We start from the raw sequence: 22,109 nt of genomic DNA, 5'->3' as shown, positions 1-22,109 counted from the left end.
TGTGACTCTTCCAGAGATCGCAGGCTCTTTGGCATCTCGAATTAATGATAATTTTCAGGTTCTCAAGCCTGCATCTTCAAGTTGATTCGGTATAGATAAACTAACTACTGTCGTAGAAGAGCGTCGTGAAGCAGAAGAAGCAGAACGTGCAGCACAAGCTGAGCAAGAAGCTAAGCTAGCAGAGATCGCAGAGAAAATTGCTCAAGACGGTATTGACGTAGAAGCGCTTATTACTGCGCTATCTGGCGAAACTAAGACGAAAGGCAAAGCGAAGCGTGCACCTCGTCCAGCTAAATACAAATACACAGACTCAAACGGTAATGAGAAGACTTGGACAGGCCAAGGTCGTACACCTTCTGCAATTCAAGAGCAACTTGATGCAGGTAAATCTCTGGATGATTTCCTGATCTAAATCCGCGCTATTTTTAAAAGGCTCCCAATGGGAGCCTTTTTTATTTGGTTCATTACAAATAAAAAAGGCGCATTTTTTAATGCGCCTTTTACTTTAGTTATAGAATGGTTAATTAAACTACTGTGTATTAACGTTCCCAGTATGCTTCTTCTAGGCTATCTTCTCGCTCAGGAAGCCCACGTGACAAACGTGGAGAATGTTGCACGAGAACTTCGTAGCTCGCACGGTTTGCGTATTTACATACTTGAGAAAAAGAAGAGTAAGTTAAATATTCGTTACTGTGCTTGCTTGAATTAGGCACATTTTCTTTATGGTATTTATTTGCCGCCATATCATGAAGAACAGCAGATAACGCAGCATCACCTGCACCATTGGTATTCTTGATTTTTTCTGGACCACCCATATATGGCGAGATATGTGAGTACACTTTTATTGGTGTTTCACATGTGTCTTTTTTCGCCGGACGACTAAATTCATAGCGATTAAATTCAGCGATTGACCCCGGAAGTAATGGCAAAGAAGTTTCGCGCTTCGCGCTGTCTTCCGTATAACCCGCCATAAATAGGCCTACAGGCCCCGCGGTGCACAATACTAGATCTGCCCACTCCAGTGTTTTATCAGATGCAGCAAGTGGGTCTGACTCACCCGTCAGAGCTTCTGCTTCATCTTCATTCATCGCAACGACTGAAACGTTATCTCGAATGAATTCTTGCCAATATTTCGGGTCATCTTGAATAACGAACTTCGTCCCAAGAGTCAGAACAACGGGCACATCATTCTTTTTCGCGTACTCAATCGCTTTCATTGTTGCTTCAGGCATTGGGTCGCCTTCTTTACAACGTACTAAATATGACGTTAGTACAAGCGCCGATGCATTTTTAAAGATTTTTTCTGGAATGCTATCAGGATGCAGTTGGTTCATTTGCCCTTCACTGATCGCAAAAGTACGTTCACCATCTTCTGTAATAAGAGCGAAACAACGACCGATAGCGCCATCAACACCTTGTAGATAGTTCAAGTCCATGCGGCTTGATGTATTACAAAGGTAACGGTAGCCATAGCTGCCAATTTTGATATCCTGGCTCATCACTCCAAGCAGCGTAGAGCGATCATCTGCTAGCACAGAGTAGTTGTGTAGCGTGTTACCAATTGTGCCACCCGCATACTCATTGGTAATTAAGTTCTCTTCTTTAAGTTGCTGGTACAACTCTTCTGCTCTTTCGTCATCAATAACCAAAGAGTGACCTTTACTCAGACCGTACTTTTCAATCACATCCGTTGTAACTTTAGCTTCAATATCAACCAAAGTTTGGTCAATACCAATGATGTGAGTGCGCGTCATCTTCTTGCTTTCTTGTGCTTGGCTCACCAGCGGGTCACGAGCATGAACAGGAAAATAGTGCTTCGATTTGCGTTGTCCAGGAAATTTCATATTGTCAGTCTGAGTAAGGGGATGAAAAGGAGAACGGATTCTATACCGCTAATAATAAAGCGGCAATAAAAGCAATTATAGCAAACGTTTGCTAGCCACTTTTTTCTTCTAGACTCCTTATTCACCTTCCATAAAACTTAGATCTGGCAGTTGCTCAAGGTGCTCGCAGTAACGCTTTAGGTTGAACTCACCTTCATTTTTCATCACATCGAAAATTTCAATCGACATGGCACATGCCATCATTGCAACCGCTTCTTCTCTAGGTGTCCCTGTCATCATTAAGCGCATTAGCGTCTCTTTAACTTTTAATGGATTGCCGTCCTCAAGTTGGTTTTCAACAATTTCAATCAACTCGGCTTCTTGCATAAACTGGTTTTCTTCGGTCATTTGGACTTTCCTCTTGGATTTTTGCCAACTATGCCATATATACCTCTTCTATACTTGCGAAATTGCCCGTTCGAATTTCTGTTGAAGAAAAATGCAGCGAAACGAATTGTGATTTCGATCTCGGATCTGTCACCGGTCTGTGGATTCTGATAGAATCTGCATCCCGTTTATTTAAGTGGTGTTTAGTAATGTCTGATAACAGCCAAAAGAAAGTCATCGTCGGTATGTCCGGCGGCGTTGATTCATCTGTTTCTGCGTATCTTCTCAAGCAACAAGGCTACCAAGTAGAAGGCCTGTTCATGAAGAACTGGGAAGAAGATGACAACGAAGAATATTGTACAGCAGCAGAAGATCTTGCTGATGCTCAGGCAGTATGTGACAAGCTAGGCATTCATCTACACACCATCAACTTTGCTGCCGAATACTGGGATAACGTATTTGAGTACTTCCTTGCTGAATACAAAGCAGGTCGTACACCGAACCCTGACATTCTTTGTAACAAAGAAATCAAGTTCAAAGCGTTCCTAGAATTCGCTGATGAAGTGCTTGATGCTGACTACATTGCAATGGGTCACTACGTACGTCGCTCTTTCCCGGATAACGGTGAGAAACCAGCGATGTTGCGTGGCCTAGATGGCAACAAAGACCAGAGCTACTTTCTATATACACTAAGCCACGAACAAATTGGCCGTAGCCTCTTCCCTGTTGGTGATTTAGAGAAACCTGAAGTACGCCGTATTGCGGAAGAGCAAGGTTTAGTAACAGCGAAGAAGAAAGACTCGACAGGTATTTGTTTCATCGGTGAGCGTAAATTTACCGACTTTCTAGGTCGTTACCTTCCTGCTCAGCCTGGTAATATCGAAACGCCGGAAGGCGAAGTGATCGGTCAACACCAAGGTTTGATGTACCACACATTAGGTCAGCGTAAAGGTCTACACATCGGTGGCCGTAAAGGCGGCGGTGGTAACGAAGAGCCGTGGTTTGTTGGTGAAAAAGACCTAGAGCGTAACGTGCTAATCGCAGTCCAAGGTAAAGACCACCCGATGCTAAAATCAGAAGGTCTACTTGCGTCACAACTTCACTGGGTAGATCGTGAGCCAATTCGCGATGTTATGAAGTGCACAGTGAAAACTCGTTACCGTCAGGAAGATATTCCTTGTACAATCATCCCGATCGATGATGAAAACATTAAAGTGATCTTTGATGAACCACAAATTGCAGTGACGCCTGGTCAATCAGCAGTGTTTTATAAAGATGACGTATGTCTAGGTGGCGGCATCATCGAGCAACGCATTAAATATTCTCAAGCTTAGGAGTCGTTACGTGGCGAATACACTTTATGACCGTACTATCGCTTTCGCTGGTATTTGCCAAGCTGTCGCTTTGGTTCAACAAGTTGCGAGAAACGGGCATTGTGATCAAGATGCTTTTGAAACATCAATCAACGCTATTTTGAACACAAACCCTGCTAACACCGTTGGCGTATTCGGTCGCGAAGCCGATCTAAAGCTCGGTCTGGAGTGTCTGGTTAAAGGGATTGATAGCACCCCATCAGGCAGTGAGATCACTCGTTACATCATTAGCTTAATGGCGCTAGAGCGTAAGTTAAGCGCTCGCAACGATGCCATGTCCCAGCTTGGTGACCGTATCCAGATGGCCAAACGTCAGTCAGAGCATTTTGAGCTGCTAGATGATCAAATGATCAGCAATTTAGCAAGCATCTACTTGGATGTTGTTAGCCCTATTGGACCACGCATTCAAGTAACAGGCACGCCTTCTGTGCTGCAACAAACGGCCAGCCAACACAAAGTCCGTGCTCTACTGCTATCTGGTATTCGTAGTGCTGTTCTGTGGCGCCAAGTAGGCGGTAAACGTCGTCATCTAATTTTTGGCCGAAAGAAAATGGTCGAACAGGCTCAAATCCTGTTAGCCAGAATGTAGAATACTCTGCTAGCTCGCGTTTATCGCGAGCTACTTTTTTTCGAATAAAACAAATCCCGCGCAAACGTTTGCGCAATATTCGTGACAATTGCCACAGTTATTGGTATAACGCTCACGAAATTTAGAAACCCAATTCAGGAGAACATCATGGAACTGTCAGCATTGACTGCTGTTTCACCAGTAGACGGCCGTTACGGAAGTAAGACGATTGCGTTACGCGAAATTTTCAGCGAGTACGGTCTACTAAAATACCGTACTATCGTAGAAATTCGTTGGCTACAGAAGCTAGCGGCTACTGCTGAAATTGCAGAAGTGCCAGCATTCAGCGCAGAAGCTAACCAATTCCTAGACGACCTTGCTGCTAACTTCTCTGAAGAAGATGCACGCCGTATTAAAGAAATCGAGCGTACAACTAACCACGACGTTAAAGCGGTTGAGTACTTCTTAAAAGAGAAAGTAGCAGACGTTCCTGAACTGCACGCTGTTAATGAGTTCTTCCACTTTGCATGTACTTCTGAAGACATCAATAACACCTCTCATGCGTTAATGCTAAAAGAAGCACGTGAGCAAGTGATTCTTCCAGAAATCCGTAACCTAATTGACGCTATCAAAGCACTCGCAGTTGAATACCGCGACATTCCTCTTCTATCTCGTACACACGGCCAGCCTGCTTCTCCATCTACAATGGGTAAAGAAATGGCAAACGTGGCGTACCGTATGGAGCGTCAATTCAAGCAAATCGAAAACGTTGAGATCCTAGCGAAAATCAACGGTGCAGTAGGTAACTACAACGCACACCTTTCTGCTTACCCAGAGCTAGATTGGCACAAGTTCTCTGAAGAATTCATTACAGAGTCTCTAGGCGTAACTTGGAACCCTTACACAACACAAATCGAGCCGCATGATTACATCGCTGAGCTGTTCGACGCTATCGCTCGTTTCAACACTATCCTGATTGACTTCGATCGTGACGTTTGGGGTTACATTGCATTAGGCCACTTTAAGCAAAAAACCATTGCTGGTGAGATCGGTTCTTCAACAATGCCGCACAAAGTTAACCCAATCGACTTTGAAAACTCTGAAGGTAACCTAGGTCTTGCGAACGCAGTATTCGGCCACCTAGCACAAAAGCTGCCTATCTCTCGTTGGCAACGTGACCTAACTGACTCAACGGTTCTACGTAACCTTGGTGTTGGTGTTGGCTACGCAATCATCGCTTACACTTCTACGCTTAAAGGCATCAGCAAGCTAGAAGTAAACCGTGAAGCACTTCTTGCTGAACTAGACAAGAACTGGGAAGTACTAGCTGAGCCAGTACAAACAGTTATGCGTCGTTACGGCATCGAGAAGCCATACGAGAAACTAAAAGAGCTAACTCGTGGTAAGCGTGTAGATGGCGAAGCAATGCGCAACTTCATCGACGGTCTTGAGCTCCCTGAGCACGAGAAAGCACGTCTGAAAGAGATGACGCCAGCGAACTACATTGGTCAAGCGGTTGAGCTGACAGATAAGCTGTAATCACACCTTGATGATCTGCAATTGAAAAGGTTGACGTGAAAGCGTCAACCTTTTTAGTTAGGAAGAAATAATTTCGGTTATTTGGTAGTAATGCAAGAGGATAAATCCCTCAACTATTATGGCTGTTTTTGGAAGAATAAGGTTATTGTCCCGACCTCTATACCAAACTTTTTAATTTTGGTGAGGTTGAAAACATGCTTCTCGTCCTGACGATAAAGCCAATCATCAAAAGCGACCGCTACTGTTGAGTCATCCATTTGCAACTCAAACTCATACTGCCACTGCAACGCATTGCCTTGCTCAATCCCTGTGGCTACACCAATAATATCCTCTGCTTTACCTTCATAGCGTCCATCTTCTAATTTGGTAATAACCCAAATTCGCTGGTCAACCTCTCCATCATCAAACACAAAGTCTTCCACCAGCGTCAACGTGTTACCTTCCACAGTACCCACGATGTCGACTTCAAAACGACGAGTTTGTTGTTCAGTGTAATCTTGGACCATCCCCCACGCCTTTGTATCGCCTTCAAAATAGCCGAATAAATCAAAAGTCGGTGTAGAAGATTGATAATGATCGATATCCGCTGAGCATGCTGAAAGTAAGGCCGCAGCGACCAAGGCGATTGATTTTAAAATTCGTTTAAGCACTATCTAACCTGCCCTATTAATTGTTTTCGAAGTTTCGGGAACTCTGTATTAGGTGACAACCATATAGACAAAAACGCATCGTTCATTCGCTCATCTTGAACGAAGCCGACTGTCTTAATTTGTGTAATGCCAGCTTGTCGGTAAAGAAGCTGACCAGTTTTACCATCGGTTAAGTAAGTAAGCTCATCCCCCTTTTTTATATCAGGGAACATACGGTTTAGTTCACTGATCCAACTTTTTCGATATGATTCAGCAAAACCAAGCTTTGCCCATTGCTCATCAGTTACATCAAGCAACTGCTGCTTGCTGATGTCTCTTTGATAGTTAATTTCCAATGCCAGAGGGTGTGGTGATACATCGCCATTTACAATGAACTTTCCATCGGGTGCTCTTAGTCGAGACTGATATATATCGAAGATGAACCATGTGAGTTGTGCCTCACCGACAGTTTTCCACCCCTCCCAACTCGACATCTTATCTGCGTTTTCACTGTTTCCAACTGGCTGAGCTTGTAGAGCAAAGGAGCCCATAACTACTAGAGAAGCAACTACCTTAATCAGCCTCTGGGTTAAATCTCTCTTCAAGCTTTTCATATCCGTATACCTTGAGTATCAAAAGCGTCATGGCAAACCATTCAGCAAATAGAATGACCAACGTAACGCTGGTATTAAATCCATATTCAACGACTTGGAGCTTGTAACCGGCGTAGTAACTGACGGTTCCTCCAACGCCACCTACAATTGATACGTAGATTTTTGGGAAACGGTACAAAACAGGCTTGAGCTGATAGGCATACCAAGAGAACAGAACCCAAAGGCACAACAACCAAATGGGTAACCATTGTGTTGGAAAGACAAAAACAGAAAACTGTTGATTGAGCGTATCGAGCACTACACCCGCCAAAACGATACTCGCGATGTGCTTCAAGGCAGAAGCGTCCGTCCTCCAACAATAGACAAGAGTAAGAAATGTTAAGATCAGTGTTAGCCACTGCCATTGATAGGTCCCAAGCACTGCAGAGAACCAACAGAGCTGGAACCATGTAGAGGCAATCAGCAACTTCATAACGGTTTAAGGTCGCTGGAATGTCATGTGAACGGCACTGATACTTCGAGCTAAAAAGCCACCTTCACAATAACTCAGGTAGTAGCGCCACATGCGGACAAAGCGGTCGTCATAACCGAGAGAGCGTACGTGCTCTTCAGCTTGATTAAATCTAGAGTGCCACTCGCTCAAGGTTTTCGCATAGTCCAGGCCAATATCAAATAAGTCTCTCACCACCAAGTCACTGTATTTGGTCGCAGCTTGAGTTAAAGATGTAACCGAAGGTAAAAAACCACCTGGAAAGATGTATTTCTGGATAAAGTCAACGTTGTTACTGTAGTAATCATAACGCTGGTCAGCGATAGTAATGGCTTGAATTGCCATTAAACCACCCGGTTTGAGTAGTGATTTGCATTGCTTGATGTAGGAAGGCAAAAATTGTTTTCCAACCGCTTCGATCATTTCTATCGAGACTAACTTATCGTAGTGACCCGAAAGGTCTCGATAGTCTTGTTTTAGTAGAGTGATCTTGCCGCCCAAATTTCGCTCTCTAATTTTTTGTTCAGCGTAAGCATGCTGCTCTTCAGAAATCGTCGTTGTCGTCACATGACAACCATATTGCTCTGCCATGTAAATGGCCATAGCACCCCAACCTGTACCTATCTCAATCACTCGATCGGATGGTTGAAGCTCAAGTTGCTGGCACAAACGATCCATTTTGTTGATTTGCGCTTGTTCCAAAGTATCGTTGTCTTGCACATATAATGCCGATGAGTACAGCATATTGTCGTCTAAAAATGACTCGTACAAATTGTTGCCCAAGTCGTAATGCGCATGAATGTTTTTACGAGAGTTCTCTTGAGAATTGCGGTTGGTCCAATGACTGACCTTGTACAGTATTTTAGTCAGCCAACTTCCTTTCTCTTCAAGTTTATCTAGCGCTCGCATATTGAGAGCCATAAGTTTCATTAACGAGGTTAGATCCGGGCTGTCCCACCAACCATCCATATAAGCCTCACCCGCTCCAATGCTGCCACCTTGCAAGATTCGCGAGTAAAAGCCAGGATGCTTTACCTCAATCGTCGCCACAACAGGCTGACCGCTGTATTCACCGTTGGGCGCATTAAAGCGCTCGCTTCTTTCTTTCGTTTCCGTCTTAAAGCTTTCAATAACAGTTAAGCAGCCGATTTCCATTTTTTGCAGACATTGAAAAATAACTCCGCGAGCCGCCTTTTGTGTTGTCGTCAATTTGCGCGGCAATGTCATAGAACTGGTATTTAACATGCAGAATTCTCCTTGTGCTTTTTATTTTTTTTGTCTGTTTTTTTAGTGTCGGCTTCTATTTCGTCGTGTGTTGAATATTTAGGATGAGAATAAAAAGGCGCGCCTTTCACCCAAAGTTTTAATGCGTGCCAATAAATACCAACCATTACTTTTACCGTCTGTATTGGCGTAACGATCAAACACTTCAATAAGCTTTTGCTCGAAAACACTTGAGCTTTCATTGTCATCGTCGCATCAAAGTGCTTTTCGCTTGTGTGGCATTCAAGATGAATCCTTAACTTGTCCGTCAGTGGTTTAATCTTCCAGTGATACTGTTGGTCAATTGGATTAAACGGAGAAACATGAAAGGCTTTCTCTTGTTCCCATCCAAAGTTTTCATCGTTTTGCTCAGCAGCGACTGCGTAGTAATGACGCTCGTTCCAAGGTGTATTGCTGACTTCAGCTAAGAGGTATTTCCATTCCCCTTCTTTGTTATAAACGTAGTAGAAATTCACCGGACTAAAATAAAGTCCTAAATAGCGCAAATGACAAACAGCGATGACTTTGCCGGTACAACGAACACCTGTTAACTCTTCAATTTTGTCGTGCACGGCCACCTTTAAGCAGCCCTCACCAACATAGTCACTGCGTTTAAAGCGTGCCCAATGCCACCAACGAGAGCCAAAACCCCAAACTTTTTCCTCTAGTTTTTTTAGCTCATCGACGTCAATAGCTGGCATAAACAATGAGTAGTTCAATTCATGTTTTATCGGCGTGAACCTGCGATGTCGAACGTTGCCAACAAACAACTGGCTGTTCATTTGGCTATCCATATCACGCTGCACCTTTTTCTAAGTTGACGGCAGTTTGAACGCGATATTTCTCTTCAAGCCCTTTCACTACGTCCAATGCGCTGCGAACGCCATCCTCGTGGAAACCGTTGTACCAATAAGCGCCGCAGAACCAAGTATTGTTCAGCCCTTGCACCTCTTCTTTACGTTGCTGTGCAGCGATAGAGTCGGTGGAGAACACTGGATGGTGATAGGTAAACGTCCGTAATACTTTGCTCGGTTCGATCTGCTCAGTGCTATTTAGCGTGACACAGAATGTGTGCTCAGATTGAACATGTTGGAGAATATTCATGTTGTAAGTAAGCGAAGGGAGACGTTGCTGTTCGTCTTCACTGCCCTCCAGTAGGTAGTTCCACGAAGCCCACGCCGCTTTACGCTTTGGAAGTAAACTCGTATCAGTGTGAAGCACCACTTCATTCGCTTGATAAGCCATATTACCCAGCACCTCTTGCTCGACTGGGCTAATGTCACCTAACATGTTCATCGCTTGATCACTGTGACAAGCAAAGATGACATCATCAAACCAATGCATTTCACCGTTGACTTTTAAACCCACACCATTCTCACTACGTAGTACTTTTTCTACCGGACTATTGAGTCGAATTTTATCGATAAAACCTTGAGTCAAAGGTGGAATGTACTCACGAGAGCCACCTTTAATTACATACCATTGCGGCCTGTTAGTGACATCAAGCAATCCGTGATTTAAGAAAAAGCGAAGGAAAAACATCAGCGGAAATGCGCGCATGTCCGCTAAAGTCGAAGACCAAATTGCAGCGCCCATCGGCAAAATGTAGTTATCTGAAAAGAAAGTACTGAAGTTGTGCTCATCAAGAAACTCACCTAGCGTCTGAGAATGACTCGATTGTTTGCTAGCGACGCTTTTGGCAAGTTTGTTGAAACGAAGGATCTCGAAGATAAAACGATAGAACTTAGGATTTACCCAATTACGCTTTTGAGCAAATAATGTCGACACGGTGTGACCGTTATATTCCAAACCATTGCCGTCGTTTCTTACACTAAAGCTCATCTGGGTTGGCAACCCTTCGACACCAATCTCGTTCATCATTTTGATGAAATTAGGATAAGTGCGATCGTTGTAAACGATAAAGCCCGTATCAATCGCATATTCTTTACCATCGAGTTTTACATCCACCGTCGCGGTGTGCCCGCCAATGTAATCGTTAGCTTCAAATACGGTGACATCGTGCTCTTTATATAGATAGTAACCACACGTAAGGCCAGAAATTCCGGTCCCCACAATCGCTATCTTCTTTCTTCCTGCTGTTTTCATTTTTATTCCTTCTTATGACACGAGTTTAGCAGTTAGGCGAGCTTGCCAACTGTATGGAAGTAACGAGATAAAACGTAAAATACTGGTAAACCTCGCGGGGAAATAGATGTGAGTCTTGTTGGCAGCCAACTGTTTTCTGATAGAGTTCGAGGCTTGCTGCGTAGAAATAATCATCGGCATTTCGAAGTCATTTTTGTCAGTTAACGGGGTTTCCACAAAGCCTGGGAACACGGTCACCACTTGAATGCCCTTCTTCTTCAAATCAACAGCTAATGTGCGAGCAAAGTAGCTCACAGCAGCCTTAGAAGCGCCGTAGGCTTCAGCCCTTGGCAACGCAACTTCTGAAGCAATAGAACCCACGATAACGATGCGATGCCCTTTATCTAAGAGTGGTTGGCAACCTTCTACGCAGTTGGCAACACCAACGACGTTTACATTCATCACACGCGCCATGAGTTTCGCGTCAACCACACCGTTGTCCATATACTCACAATCCCCTGCATTAAAAACCCAGGTACTCGGCGTGAAAGGCAAACTGGACAGCGCCTGCTGAGTTTGTTCATGGTTTGTCACGTCAAACTGCAATGTATGGATATTAGAAGAAGCAGCCCCCAATTCAGCAAGAACGTCTTTGTTTCGCCCACAAGCAATAACGCTCCAATCAGAGTTCGCGTAATCTAAAGCCAGTTGCTTCCCTATTCCGGAGGTAGCGCCAGTGATTAAGATAGTATTGTTCATTGTCCTAACCTCTGCTTGATGGTTTTTACGACGGAGCCAAGTAAAGGTAAGTTTTCGTAAAGCATTTCTCCGAGATCAAAGTAATCTCGGTGATAAATAACTTGGCCTTCGCTGAATTTAAGATGCGACACACCATTAACGAGAATAGGTGCACCTTTTTGAAGTTTGGGATGCTGAAGATCCATGGTCCACGTTAGGAAGCCAGTATCTCCGACTTGTTGATGTTCGTGGATAACAAAGTCACAGCTTATGACGTTGGCATATAATGATGTGAAGTAATCTGAAAGTGCAGGCCACCCCTCTAAACGATGAGCAGCATCTTCAAAGACGACATCTTGGTGATATACGTCTTTAAGCAGATGTAAGTTCGCTTTATTCAGCTTTTGATAGATATTGCCAACAGACTGTATGTCCATGTGTTTACTCCTACATGCCCACCAAGTTGTACAAAATTATTATACGTACAAGATAGTTCATTCCTTAAAAGTTGTACAAAAATTATTTTGTATAACTTTGTTTCTGTAGGTAGATACGTGATGGATCTCGCAAGCGATCAATCGATCAAAAAAAAGGCTTGGTCAAAACCAAGCCTTTTCAGGAAATTAACGATTACTTTCGTGTGCGCTGTCAGTTTTTACAACTAGTATTGCTGACTACGTAACGCTGCAATACGTTTATCTAGCGGAGGGTGACTCATCAGTAGTTCAGTCAATGACTGCTTGCCATTGATACCGAACGCCATCATTGTGCCATCAAGTTGAGATTCGTGACTCATCTTCAAACGTTCCAATGCCGCGATCATTTTCTCTTTACCAACTAAGTGAGCAGCACCTGCGTCGGCATGGAATTCGCGATGACGGCTGTACCACATGGTAATAAAGCTTGCCAAGAAACCAAACACTAGCTCAAGCACCATAGATACACCGAAGTAAACCATCATGTTTGTACCTTGACCTTCTTCATCATCGTTCGATGCCACAATATTGGCGATAAAACGGGATAGGAAGATAACAAACGTGTTCACAACGCCTTGCATCAATGTCATCGTGACCATGTCACCATTTGCAATATGGCTCACTTCGTGGGCCAGTACCGCTTCTGCTTCATCACGAGTCATATTGTGTAAAAGGCCAGTGGAAACCGCGACAAGAGAGTCATCTCGCTTTGCCCCCGTCGCGAATGCATTGATATCTGGTGAGTCATAAATAGCCACCGTTGGCATACCAATACCCGCTTGCTGAGCTTGACGACCCACAGTTTCGACTAACCAATGCTCAGTTTCGTTACGCGGACTTTCAATGACCATACCGCCAACCGAGCGCAGTGCCATGCCCTTTGACATCATCAACGAAATAAGTGCACCACCAAAACCAAATATGGCGGCCATAACTAGCAAACCAGAAAGACTGCCAGGTTGCATTCCAGTGGTAGCGTAAACAATATTCAGAACAACACTAAGCACTAGCACGACAGCTAGGTTAGTTGCTAGGAATAACATAATTCGCTTCATTACTTTTCTCCGAGGAAGCTTATCGTTTTTTTAAAACGGATTGTTATAAGGAACAGGTGGTAATCGCTGTAAAAGCCAATTCCGCTAAGTTTCATGCTCCGTGCGTTATAGATATAGTCTATCCGCGATAAAAACAAGGTTAAGCAATAAATTGCAACATTTGTTTTCGAGACTGAAAGATTATGTTCAAGCGATTTCTAGGCACGTTCTGATAAAAGTCATTACCTCCATTCATATTCATTCCTTTCCGTAATGAAAAGTACTTTGAATCGCACCTCATCTATCAATGGATGACCTTGATGTTAAATCTATCACCTCTGGGCAACTTAGCTAGAAATATTTTACTAGACCAAAAACAGTATGTTAGCCCCGCTATAGACTTTGGTCTTATTGTGCGGCGACATGGACATGCTAGATTCAGGTGAGATGAACAAAACAGAGCCACTCTAAGTACATTAAAAAGGTACATTAGGTGAGCTCAAAACTTCCATGTATTGAGGGAAAAACCATGGTAGAAACTAACGACTATCAAATGGCTATTGATTTACTACGTTGTCATCTAGGCATCTCAGAGGATGAGGCGAAGCAACAACTTGGTATTTCAACCGATCATCATATGTCTCAGCGTGTTGCAGAAACTCAGCAAGCATTGATGGGGCTTAGCCAAGATAAGTAATCTGATGTTATAGATTACACCAATAAAAAAGGGCTGCATTGCGCAGCCCTTTGGTTTTTTTAGTATTTTAAACACAATCAGTCAGTATTTAGCAAAGGCTCGATATTAATGTACTTGCCTAGCTCTTTGCGCTTAGCACTTGGAATGTATGGGATTTCGCCAAGCTTAGGCGCACCGATACGCGCTTCAAGCATCTCGATAATATCAGCATAGTGCTCGGTGCCAGGGTTAACTCGGTTTGCCACCCAACCAACAAGATTCAAGCCATCCGCTTTAATACTCTCAGCCGTGAGTAAAGCATGGCTCAAACAACCTAATTTAATACCAACCACCAAGACCACGGGTAACTGCTCTACTTGTACCCAAGTAGATAAACAGTCGGTATCTGACACAGGCACACGCCAACCACCAGCGCCCTCAACGAGAACGACATCAGCTTGCTGCTTGTGTTGAGCCAGCTTTTCACTGAGGAGTTCGTATTTTATTTCGACATGTTCATGTTTTGCCGCGATGTGAGGAGAAGCAGGCAACTCTAAAGCGTATGGATTCACATCATCATAAGCGACATCGAGTGTCGCGGTCGCTTGTAAATGTAAGGCGTCAGAGTTACGCCATCCAGCTTCAGTCTTATCACTCCCTGCTGCCACTGGTTTATAACCAATAGTGTTTAGTCCTTTTGCTGCCAACGCTTGCAAAATGGCTTTAGACGCTACCGTTTTTCCTACATCAGTATCCGTACCAGCAATAAAAAAAGCATCAATCATAGATGTATTACTCCAAAACAAACCTGATAACTTGCAGGTAGAAGACCTTGATCATTTTTAAACGCTTGGTACTCATGCTCAACTTGCAACAAAGTCTCTCGACTGGTTAAACCATGTGAGCGCCCGCTTACGTGATTTGCACCTATACCTTTGAGGTCACGCATAACTGAAAATGCTGAGTCGTACCAAACTGTGATGGTGGTCAAGTCTAGTTGATGGTTGTCACATCGAGATTGCGCTAACGCAATTTTTACCTGATTGAGCGACAGAAAGTTATTGACGTGTTGATATGCATCAATTTTTTTCCATGATGCTCGCAACTCGCACAGTGACCCTTCAGCTAGGGTAGAAAAAGCCGCCTTCCCATTAGCTTTTAGTAAACGACGAACTTCTCTCAGGGGATAACTTAAATCGGCACACCATTGCAAAGCCAAGCTAGAGAATACGTAGTCGAAGCTTGTATCGTCGAAAGGCAAGTTTTCTGCGTCGGCTAGCACATAATTCATTCGTTCATTGCCACAGCGCACCATAGCTTTGCTTAGCATCTCTTGAGAGATGTCCACACAAAACACTTCAGCGCCACGCTCTTGAAGAAGTTGAGAAAAATAGCCCGTACCACATCCTAAATCCAAAACACGTTTATGAGTTAAGTCATTCGGAAGTTTGTCTAGTAAGCGATGGCCGACATCACGCTGGAAAGCGGCATGTTTGTCGTACGTGTTAGCTGCTTTACTAAAGGAAGCGGCGATCGCTTGTTTATTAGGCAGTAAGCAATCCAACTTCATTTGCTCTGCATTATCCATTACTGCGTTCCTAATGCTTGCTTCAATGCCATTGAAAGCGTTTTAACTTGTTCGTTAGTGTGATTAGCAGTGAGTGTGATTCGCAGACGAGACGTCCCTTTCGGAACTGTTGGAGGACGAATAGCAGTAACCCAAATACCGTTTTGGCGACAAGCACCTGCTACTCGCAAAGCCAAATCAGATTCACCAATCACAAACGGCTTAATCGAAGTTTGAGTCTCAACAAAGCCCTCAACGTCGCTGAGGCTATCTCGATACACTTCACTTAACTCTGTGAGCTTTTCACGTCGCCAAGGCTGCTCTTGAACCATCGAGACAGCATGCGTGAGCGCATAGGCTTGTGCCGGAGGCATCGCCGTGGAATACACATGGTGACGAGCAAACTGAGTTAAAAAATCTCCCGTTGCGTGGTCACATAAAATAGCCGCGCCAGACATACCAAACGCTTTGCCGAAAGTAACGATCAGTATCTCAGGCTTAACCGCCGCTAATTCACATGAGCCACCGCCAGATTCCCCTAGAACACCGATACCATGAGCGTCGTCTACAGCAAGCCATGCATCATGATTACCGGTGACGTCAGCGATATCAGCAAGTGGTGCACAATCACCGTCCATGCTGAATACCCCTTCAGTCACAACTAGATGGTTGTCTTCGCTATTAATCAGCGACTTCAGGTGTTCGATGTCATTGTGCTTGAAGCGCTTCATCTTAGCTGGTGACAACGCCCCCGCTTCCATCAACGAGGCATGGTTCAAACGGTCTTGGATGAGTACGTCTGATTTTTCTAGCAAGGTGAATAACAAAGCTTGGTTAGCACTGAATCCAGAGCCAAACAGGACTGCCCTTTCGTAACCCAGCCATTCGGTTAGTGCCGCTTCTAAATTGCTGTGCGCGGCACTAAAACCAGTCACCATCGGTGATGCTCCACTGCCACTACCATATACGCTTAAACCTTGCTGCCAAGCACGAACAAGCGCTTGGTCATTAGCCAAGCCTAAATAATCATTACTTGAGAAGTTGATGTAGCGTCTGCCTTCGTGTTCCAAAACGGACTGGTTACCAGCAAACACCACATTCATAGAACGATTCAACCCTTGCGTCTTACGCTCAGCAAGGGCGGACTCGATACGAGATTTAAACGCTGGCATCGTAGAAAAGGTCGTCTTTTGTCGGACGAGCAGCAACGCGCTCTACGACGCGATCCAGCAACTCGTTTTCTTCGATTTCATCAGGTTTTTGAGACACCTCTTGGCTGTTAATGCCGAGCTTGTCGAACAGCATCATGTCTTTGTCTTCTGAAGGGTTTGGCGTGGTCAGAAGCTTGCAACCATAAAAGACGGAGTTGGCACCCGCCATAAAACACAGCGCTTGCATTTGTTCGTTCATGTTTTCACGGCCAGCGGATAAACGAACGGCTGATTGAGGCATCATGATTCGTGCTATTGCAATCAGACGAATAAAGTCGAACGGCTCAACGTCGTCCACTTCTTCCAATGGTGTGCCCTTTACCTTCACGAGCATGTTGATTGGAACGCTTTCAGGGTGTACCGGCAAGTTAGCCAATTCAACCAACAAACCTGCTCGGTCGTTAGCACTTTCACCCATGCCGATGATGCCACCGGAACAGATCTTCATGCCAGCATCACGAACGTGAGACAAAGTGTCTAAACGGTCTTGGTAAGTACGTGTGGTAATGATGTTGCCGTAAAACTCAGGTGAGGTATCTAGGTTGTGGTTGTAGTAATCCAGACCAGCGGTTGCCAATTGCTTTGCTTGATCTGGCGTCAACATGCCCAATGTCATACACGTTTCTAAACCCATGCCCTTCACGCCTTTGATCATGTCGGTCAAATGCGGCATGTCACGCTCTTTCGGGTTTTTCCATGCTGCACCCATACAGAATCGAGTAGAACCAGCATTTTGGGCTTTTTGCGCAGCATCGAGTACGCGTTCTACTTCCATCAGACGCTCTTTTTCGATGTCTGTGGTGTAACGAGCACTCTGAGGACAGTACTTACAATCTTCTGGACAAGCACCTGTCTTAATCGACAGAAGCGTGCTTACTTGAACATGGTTGGTTTGTTGATATTGACGATGTACAAGCTGCGCTTCGAATAGGAGATCCATGAATGGTTTTTCCATGAGATCGCGCACTTCAGCATGCGTCCAGTTATGACGAACTTCCACGTGTATTCCTTTAGTCACTTTTGTTGTTGTGTTGACAGTCTACTGAGTCTCGATAAACTGTCAACACAACACAAAACAACAAAGTTTACATCTGTTTGTTTTTTAATCTCATTTGTTATTGGAATCGCACATGGATCTCGCCTTCGACCGCCAGCATATCTGGCATCCTTACACTTCGACATTAACACCTCTGACCTGCTACCCAGTAGAATCAGCAAGTGGTGTTCACATTAAATTGGAAGACGGTACTGAGCTTATCGATGGCATGTCTTCTTGGTGGTCGACGATCCACGGCTATAACCATCCGCACTTAAATCAAGCGGCTCACCAGCAAATCGATCAAGTCTCTCACGTGATGTTTGGCGGGATTACCCACCAGCCAGCAATCAGTTTGTGTAAGAAGTTGCTACCCCTAGCGCCAAGTAATCTTGAACATGTATTCCTTGCCGATTCAGGCTCCGTTGCCGTAGAAGTCAGCTTAAAAATGGCACTGCAATATTGGCATGCAAAAGGTGAACGCCGACCGAAGTTTCTTACTTTACGACACGGTTATCACGGTGACACCTTTGCGGCCATGTCGGTAACCGATCCTGATAACTCCATGCACTCTCTCTACAAAGGCTTTCTGCCTGAGCATATCTTTGCGGAGTCGCCAACTTGTGGCTTTTGGGATGAGTGGAAATCTGAAGATCTTGCTGACTTTGAGCACAAGATTGAAACACATCATCAAGAACTCGCTGCGGTGATCCTAGAGCCTATCGTTCAAGGCGCAGGTGGCATGCGCATCTACCATCCAGAATTTCTCAAAGGCGTGCGTAGACTTTGCGACAAATACGGTTTGTTATTGATTGCAGATGAGATCGCTACCGGTTTTGGACGCACAGGCAAATTGTTTGCCTGCGAACATGCAGATATTCAACCAGACATTTTGTGTGTCGGGAAAGCACTCACAGGCGGCTACATGACCCTCTCTGCGACCCTCGCGAGCAAACACGTAGCAGACACTGTTTGTGGTGGTGATGCTGGTTGTTTTATGCACGGTCCAACCTTTATGGGGAATCCACTCGCTTGTGCTGTAGCTACTGCAAGTTTGGAATTGATCGAGCAAGGTGATTGGAAGCAACAAACCCAACAAATTGAAACGCTGTTTTCTGAGTTACTACCAAAACTTGAAGAATACGACTTGGTGAAAAACACCCGTTGGTTGGGTGCTATTGGCGTAGTGGAGACGCATCGCCCTGTGAATATGGAAACCATCCAGGCTCTCTTTGTTGAGCACGGTGTTTGGATTCGTCCATTTGGCAAACTGATTTATATGATGCCGCCGTTCATCAGCAAGCCGGAAGATATTGAAAAGTTAGTGAATGCTATTGATGCTGCGTTACAACGCAAAGACTGCTTCGCTTCATAGTTCAATTCAACATGAAAACGGTTTGAGTATGATACTCAAACCGTCTCGTTATTTATTAGAGCAGTAAAGCTATCGAAGTTGACTGTCTTTACTCGCTCGTCGATTAAATAATACTTGGCGTTGAGAGACCAATTCGATAGTTGACTGACATTCGATACACAAACGAACGCCTTTCATTGCAAGACGACGCGCTTCCGGAATCTCATCACCACACTCATCGCAGTAATAGGGTAATAGGCGCTCTCACCCTTTGTGATACTGCCACGAACACGGGAAATTTCGTCGTCTATTGTGTTTTGAATTTGTTGGCTGACGCTATCGTCGTTTGCCCACCCTACGGCCATAAGCCCTCCTCGTTACTTGAGTGAGAAAATCTACTTACCGTGGTAAGGTGGATGATTATATCGATTACAAATAATAAGATAATTAGGGTAAATTCGAAAACACTATTACGCTTTGGTAATAATTACTCTGCAATCGATTATTCGGCACTCTCATGGAAAAGCAATGCAAGGTTACTCATACTCCCTTCCTCACATTCAAAGTACTGCGTTTGCTCAGGCTCTCTCAAAGTAACACTGAGTATCTTCTCTACCTCACCAAACTCCTCGCTAAAGTACTCACTGACTAATATGACGCGCTCACCAATACTAAATTCCAAAGACTTCTCATCTACCAACGCTCGATGATAATGTTCAACACGATAATCTTGAGGTTTTATCCGCTGTAAAACAGAGCTTTGATTCTCAATGGACTCATTAAAGATAATCCCACCTTTGCCTTGCTCTATAAAAATACTAAAGTTCATAGTTTGGTTCACTGAGCATTCAAAGACTTTTCTGGGCGAGGTGTTAGCAACAGCAAACGTGCTCATCATCGCAACACTTAAACCCAAAGTGACTGCCAATCGTTTCATTACCATTCAGCCAACACTGTAAATAGCGCTTGTTCAGACATACGGGTTAATACATATCCGTGTGAAGATGAATACGAGCCACTGAGTACACTATTCTCTTTCTCAATAACGATATCCTCGATGCCGTCAGCGTTGTAATCACCTTTTGCGGTAACGGTAATAACCTGAAAGCCATCAGTCGAATCGTAATACTCTGCTCTGACTTCACTGATGACCTGAGTTCTTTGGATATGGTCTGCTTCATCCCACGTTGATAGTGTCGTTGCTTTCTCTGCACTTTCGTCAGAAATAACAAAAGCAAGTGCACTTGGAGCGAAATTAGGAAAGGTATCGTCTAACTTAAAGTCTGATATAAATGAGCGCTTAGAGGCAGCTAACTTTGCCATCTCACTCCATGTTTGGCACTGAGTTAAATATGCTTTAAACGCGCCGTATTCATAGGCTTTTGCCGCAGTAAAGCCCGTAGAGTTTGCCGTAGCTAAGTCTTGGCAATTAGATACTAGTTTTTCTTCATCAGATGCACGTTTCAATTCAAGTTCATAGCCCCAATCGAGTGAGTTACGAAGTTGCATATTTTCTTTGGAAGGTTGCGCTATTTCGCGCGCGAAAAAGCGATCGGTTCGCTCACTATCTAAGTATTGAGGCTGAATAAGTTCACTTGCGATAACACTCTTACTAACGAGCAAAGTAAGCGCAAAAATAACAAGCAATGAAAGATGATTTACTGGCATAACGTTTAACAACAAGGGCAAATGATGCCATTAGCTTGTCACGTGAAAAACCGTTTAGAAAAATATCATTTGTCTCGTACTGCCAGATTCTGGGCGAGCTCTTCACTATTGCGTGTGCTAATTACATAACAACGTATTTTCACTCGACGCAAATAACAAAAAACCCAGCACTATGGCTGGGTTTTGGTGTTCTAGTGGCTAATGCACTAACCGATGTGCGTTGCGCCGCCCATGTACTTCTGAAGTACTGCAGGGATTGCAATGCGACCGTCTGCTTCTTGGTTGTTTTCTAGGATAGCAACCATGGTACGACCAACTGCTAGACCAGAACCGTTTAGCGTGTGTACAAGCTCAGGTTTCTTCTCGCCTTTACGACGGAAACGCGCTTGCATACGACGAGCTTGGAAGTCCCACATGTTAGAACATGAAGAGATTTCACGGTAAGTTTCTTGAGCAGGAACCCAAACTTCTAGGTCGTAAGTTTTACGAGCGCCGAAGCCCATGTCACCTGTACAAAGAACCACTTTACGGTAAGGAAGCTCTAGAAGTTGTAGAACTTTCTCAGCGTGACCTGTTAGCTCTTCTAGCGCATTCATTGAATCTTCTGGCTTCGTGATTTGTACTAGCTCAACTTTGTCGAACTGGTGCATACGAATCAAACCACGAGTATCACGACCGTATGAACCCGCTTCTGAACGGAAACACGGCGTGTGAGCTGTCATCTTGATTGGTAGATCCGCTTCGTCAGAAATCGTGTCACGAACTAGGTTTGTTACAGGTACTTCTGCCGTAGGGATTAGAGACAGTTTACGTGGCTCTTCGTCGTTTACTTTTTCCGCTAGAGGCTCTGTGTGGAAAAGGTCTTTACCGAACTTAGGAAGCTGACCAGTACCGAATAGGCTGTCAGAGTTTACTAGGTAAGGTACGTACATTTCAGTGTAGCCATGTTCTTCTGTGTGAAGATCTAGCATGAACTGAGCGATTGCACGGTGTAGACGAGCAAATTGGCCTTTCATCACGATGAAACGTGCGCCAGTGATCTTAACTGCACTTGCGAAGTCTAGACCGCCACCCATTTCACCTAGGTCAACATGGTCTTTTAGTTCGAAGTCGTAAGTCTTAGGCTCACCCCAACGAGAGATTTCGACGTTGTCGTTTTCATCTTTACCATCTGGCACTTCATCAGCAGGGATGTTTGGTACAGAAAGCGTGAATTCGTCTAGTTGAGCCATTACTTGCTCAAGTTCAACTTTCTTCGCATCAAGATCGCTACCTAGAGTACCGATTTGCTTCTTGATCTCTTCTGCGCCTTCTTTGTCGCCAGCTGCCATTTTTTGGCCGATTTGCTTGGAGATGGAGTTACGCGTGGATTGTAAATTTTCTACTTCTACTTGAATGGACTTACGTTGTTCTTCAAGTTTACGAATAGTCTCTACGTCTAGCTTAAAGCCACGACGCGCCAGTTTAGCAGCTGTTTCATCCAGCTCTGTACGAAGTAATTTAGAATCCAGCATTGTTAATCCTATGCTTTTTGTTGTGAAATCACGCGCACTTTCCAAGCGTACGCGTTAAAAAAAT

The 22,109-nt window shown here is 44.3% G+C and carries 23 protein-coding genes and 2 pseudogenes; 6 read left to right on the top strand and 19 right to left on the bottom strand.

Features of this window, described 5'->3' with window-relative positions; genetic code table 11:
* Positions 1-91: 91 nt before the first annotated feature.
* Positions 92-412 (top strand): annotated as a pseudogene (locus tag B7360_RS12275) (H-NS family nucleoid-associated regulatory protein); the annotation flags it as partial.
* A gap of 127 nt (positions 413-539) precedes the next feature.
* Here B7360_RS12275 and B7360_RS12270 read toward each other — a convergent pair.
* Entirely contained in the window at positions 540-1,844 is a 1,305-nt protein-coding gene (locus B7360_RS12270; RefSeq protein ID WP_005390861.1) for an inosine/guanosine kinase, read from the bottom strand.
* 117 nt (positions 1,845-1,961) lie between these two features.
* Positions 1,962-2,231, bottom strand: coding sequence for a hypothetical protein (locus B7360_RS12265; protein ID WP_005390859.1), 270 nt, complete (start codon positions 2,229-2,231; stop codon positions 1,962-1,964).
* A 188-nt stretch (positions 2,232-2,419) separates the two neighbouring features.
* Here B7360_RS12265 and mnmA point away from each other — a divergent pair, with 188 nt between their 5' ends.
* From mnmA to purB, 3 genes are all read left to right on the top strand, one after another.
* The gene (mnmA, locus tag B7360_RS12260) at positions 2,420-3,544 is read left to right on the top strand and encodes a tRNA 2-thiouridine(34) synthase MnmA (RefSeq protein ID WP_005390857.1); all 1,125 of its coding nucleotides are present in this window, start codon (positions 2,420-2,422) and stop codon (positions 3,542-3,544) included.
* 10 nt (positions 3,545-3,554) lie between these two features.
* Positions 3,555-4,172, top strand: a complete 618-nt coding sequence (gene hflD, locus B7360_RS12255) for a high frequency lysogenization protein HflD (protein WP_046874772.1) — start codon at positions 3,555-3,557, stop codon at positions 4,170-4,172.
* Between the two features lie 147 nt (positions 4,173-4,319).
* Positions 4,320-5,690: an adenylosuccinate lyase gene (purB, locus tag B7360_RS12250; protein WP_005390853.1), complete on the top strand. Its 1,371-nt coding sequence runs from the start codon at positions 4,320-4,322 to the stop codon at positions 5,688-5,690.
* Positions 5,691-5,806: 116 nt separating this feature from the next.
* Here purB and B7360_RS12245 read toward each other — a convergent pair whose 3' ends face one another.
* The 9 genes from B7360_RS12245 to htpX all read right to left on the bottom strand — a co-directional run bounded on the left by B7360_RS12245 (position 5,807) and on the right by htpX (position 13,040).
* Positions 5,807-6,340 (bottom strand): DUF3833 domain-containing protein, encoded by a 534-nt coding sequence (locus B7360_RS12245; protein WP_371343673.1) that lies wholly within the window; start codon positions 6,338-6,340, stop codon positions 5,807-5,809.
* On the bottom strand, positions 6,340-6,933 hold the full coding sequence (locus B7360_RS12240; protein WP_085343602.1) for a chalcone isomerase family protein: 594 nt from the start codon (positions 6,931-6,933) through the stop codon (positions 6,340-6,342). The genes B7360_RS12245 and B7360_RS12240 overlap by 1 nt, the downstream gene beginning before the upstream one ends.
* Complete coding sequence (locus B7360_RS12235; RefSeq protein ID WP_041852975.1) at positions 6,893-7,405, bottom strand: DUF2878 domain-containing protein; 513 nt, start codon at positions 7,403-7,405, stop codon at positions 6,893-6,895. The genes B7360_RS12240 and B7360_RS12235 overlap by 41 nt, the downstream gene beginning before the upstream one ends.
* A 6-nt stretch (positions 7,406-7,411) precedes the next feature.
* Positions 7,412-8,668, bottom strand: coding sequence for a cyclopropane-fatty-acyl-phospholipid synthase family protein (locus B7360_RS12230; protein ID WP_085343601.1), 1,257 nt, complete (start codon positions 8,666-8,668; stop codon positions 7,412-7,414).
* A complete protein-coding gene (locus tag B7360_RS12225; RefSeq protein WP_046874767.1) occupies positions 8,662-9,480 on the bottom strand; it encodes a DUF1365 domain-containing protein in 819 nt (272 codons plus the stop codon). Before B7360_RS12225 ends, B7360_RS12230 begins: the two co-directional genes overlap by 7 nt.
* Position 9,481: 1 nt before the next feature.
* Positions 9,482-10,792, bottom strand: coding sequence for an NAD(P)/FAD-dependent oxidoreductase (locus B7360_RS12220; protein WP_085343600.1), 1,311 nt, complete (start codon positions 10,790-10,792; stop codon positions 9,482-9,484).
* A gap of 12 nt (positions 10,793-10,804) precedes the next feature.
* Positions 10,805-11,530 carry an SDR family oxidoreductase gene (locus B7360_RS12215; protein WP_005390836.1) on the bottom strand — a complete coding sequence of 242 codons (726 nt, stop codon included), beginning with the start codon at positions 11,528-11,530 and terminating at the stop codon, positions 10,805-10,807.
* Positions 11,527-11,946, bottom strand: coding sequence for a nuclear transport factor 2 family protein (locus B7360_RS12210; protein WP_005390833.1), 420 nt, complete (start codon positions 11,944-11,946; stop codon positions 11,527-11,529). The genes B7360_RS12215 and B7360_RS12210 overlap by 4 nt, the downstream gene beginning before the upstream one ends.
* Positions 11,947-12,170: 224 nt before the next feature.
* The gene (gene htpX / locus B7360_RS12205; protein ID WP_005390832.1) at positions 12,171-13,040 is read right to left on the bottom strand and encodes a protease HtpX; all 870 of its coding nucleotides are present in this window, start codon (positions 13,038-13,040) and stop codon (positions 12,171-12,173) included.
* Between the two features lie 472 nt (positions 13,041-13,512).
* Between htpX and B7360_RS24540 the strand changes: the two genes are divergently transcribed.
* On the top strand, positions 13,513-13,716 hold the full coding sequence (locus B7360_RS24540) for a hypothetical protein (RefSeq protein WP_162860661.1): 204 nt from the start codon (positions 13,513-13,515) through the stop codon (positions 13,714-13,716).
* 77 nt (positions 13,717-13,793) lie between these two features.
* Here B7360_RS24540 and bioD read toward each other — a convergent pair whose 3' ends face one another.
* From bioD to bioB, 4 genes are read right to left on the bottom strand one after another with little or no spacing between them, the layout of a single operon-like run.
* Positions 13,794-14,480 carry a dethiobiotin synthase gene (gene bioD / locus B7360_RS12200; protein WP_085343599.1) on the bottom strand — a complete coding sequence of 229 codons (687 nt, stop codon included), beginning with the start codon at positions 14,478-14,480 and terminating at the stop codon, positions 13,794-13,796.
* The gene (bioC, locus tag B7360_RS12195) at positions 14,477-15,283 is read right to left on the bottom strand and encodes a malonyl-ACP O-methyltransferase BioC (RefSeq protein WP_074191105.1); all 807 of its coding nucleotides are present in this window, start codon (positions 15,281-15,283) and stop codon (positions 14,477-14,479) included. The genes bioD and bioC overlap by 4 nt, the downstream gene beginning before the upstream one ends.
* Positions 15,283-16,434 (bottom strand): 8-amino-7-oxononanoate synthase, encoded by a 1,152-nt coding sequence (gene bioF, locus B7360_RS12190; RefSeq protein ID WP_074191104.1) that lies wholly within the window; start codon positions 16,432-16,434, stop codon positions 15,283-15,285. Before bioF ends, bioC begins: the two co-directional genes overlap by 1 nt.
* The gene (gene bioB, locus B7360_RS12185) at positions 16,421-17,473 is read right to left on the bottom strand and encodes a biotin synthase BioB (protein ID WP_085343598.1); all 1,053 of its coding nucleotides are present in this window, start codon (positions 17,471-17,473) and stop codon (positions 16,421-16,423) included. The genes bioF and bioB overlap by 14 nt, the downstream gene beginning before the upstream one ends.
* Positions 17,474-17,603: 130 nt before the next feature.
* Here bioB and bioA point away from each other — a divergent pair, with 130 nt between their 5' ends.
* A complete protein-coding gene (gene bioA / locus B7360_RS12180) occupies positions 17,604-18,884 on the top strand; it encodes an adenosylmethionine--8-amino-7-oxononanoate transaminase (protein WP_085343597.1) in 1,281 nt (426 codons plus the stop codon).
* 69 nt (positions 18,885-18,953) lie between these two features.
* On the opposite strand, the pseudogene B7360_RS12175 reads toward bioA, so the two are convergent.
* The 4 genes and pseudogenes from B7360_RS12175 to serS form a co-directional block, all read right to left on the bottom strand.
* Positions 18,954-19,228: pseudogene (locus B7360_RS12175) on the bottom strand (DksA/TraR family C4-type zinc finger protein).
* A gap of 137 nt (positions 19,229-19,365) precedes the next feature.
* Positions 19,366-19,806, bottom strand: a complete 441-nt coding sequence (locus B7360_RS12170; RefSeq protein ID WP_085343596.1) for a hypothetical protein — start codon at positions 19,804-19,806, stop codon at positions 19,366-19,368.
* The gene (locus tag B7360_RS12165; RefSeq protein WP_085343595.1) at positions 19,800-20,531 is read right to left on the bottom strand and encodes an ATPase; all 732 of its coding nucleotides are present in this window, start codon (positions 20,529-20,531) and stop codon (positions 19,800-19,802) included. The genes B7360_RS12170 and B7360_RS12165 overlap by 7 nt, the downstream gene beginning before the upstream one ends.
* A gap of 206 nt (positions 20,532-20,737) precedes the next feature.
* Positions 20,738-22,045: a serine--tRNA ligase gene (gene serS, locus B7360_RS12160; protein WP_053807197.1), complete on the bottom strand. Its 1,308-nt coding sequence runs from the start codon at positions 22,043-22,045 to the stop codon at positions 20,738-20,740.
* Positions 22,046-22,109 lie beyond the last annotated feature (64 nt).

The sequence above is a fragment of the Vibrio sp. ArtGut-C1 genome, from assembly GCF_002105475.1.
GTDB lineage: Bacteria > Pseudomonadota > Gammaproteobacteria > Enterobacterales > Vibrionaceae > Vibrio > Vibrio diabolicus.
This window is presented reverse-complemented; position numbering and strand designations above follow the sequence as displayed.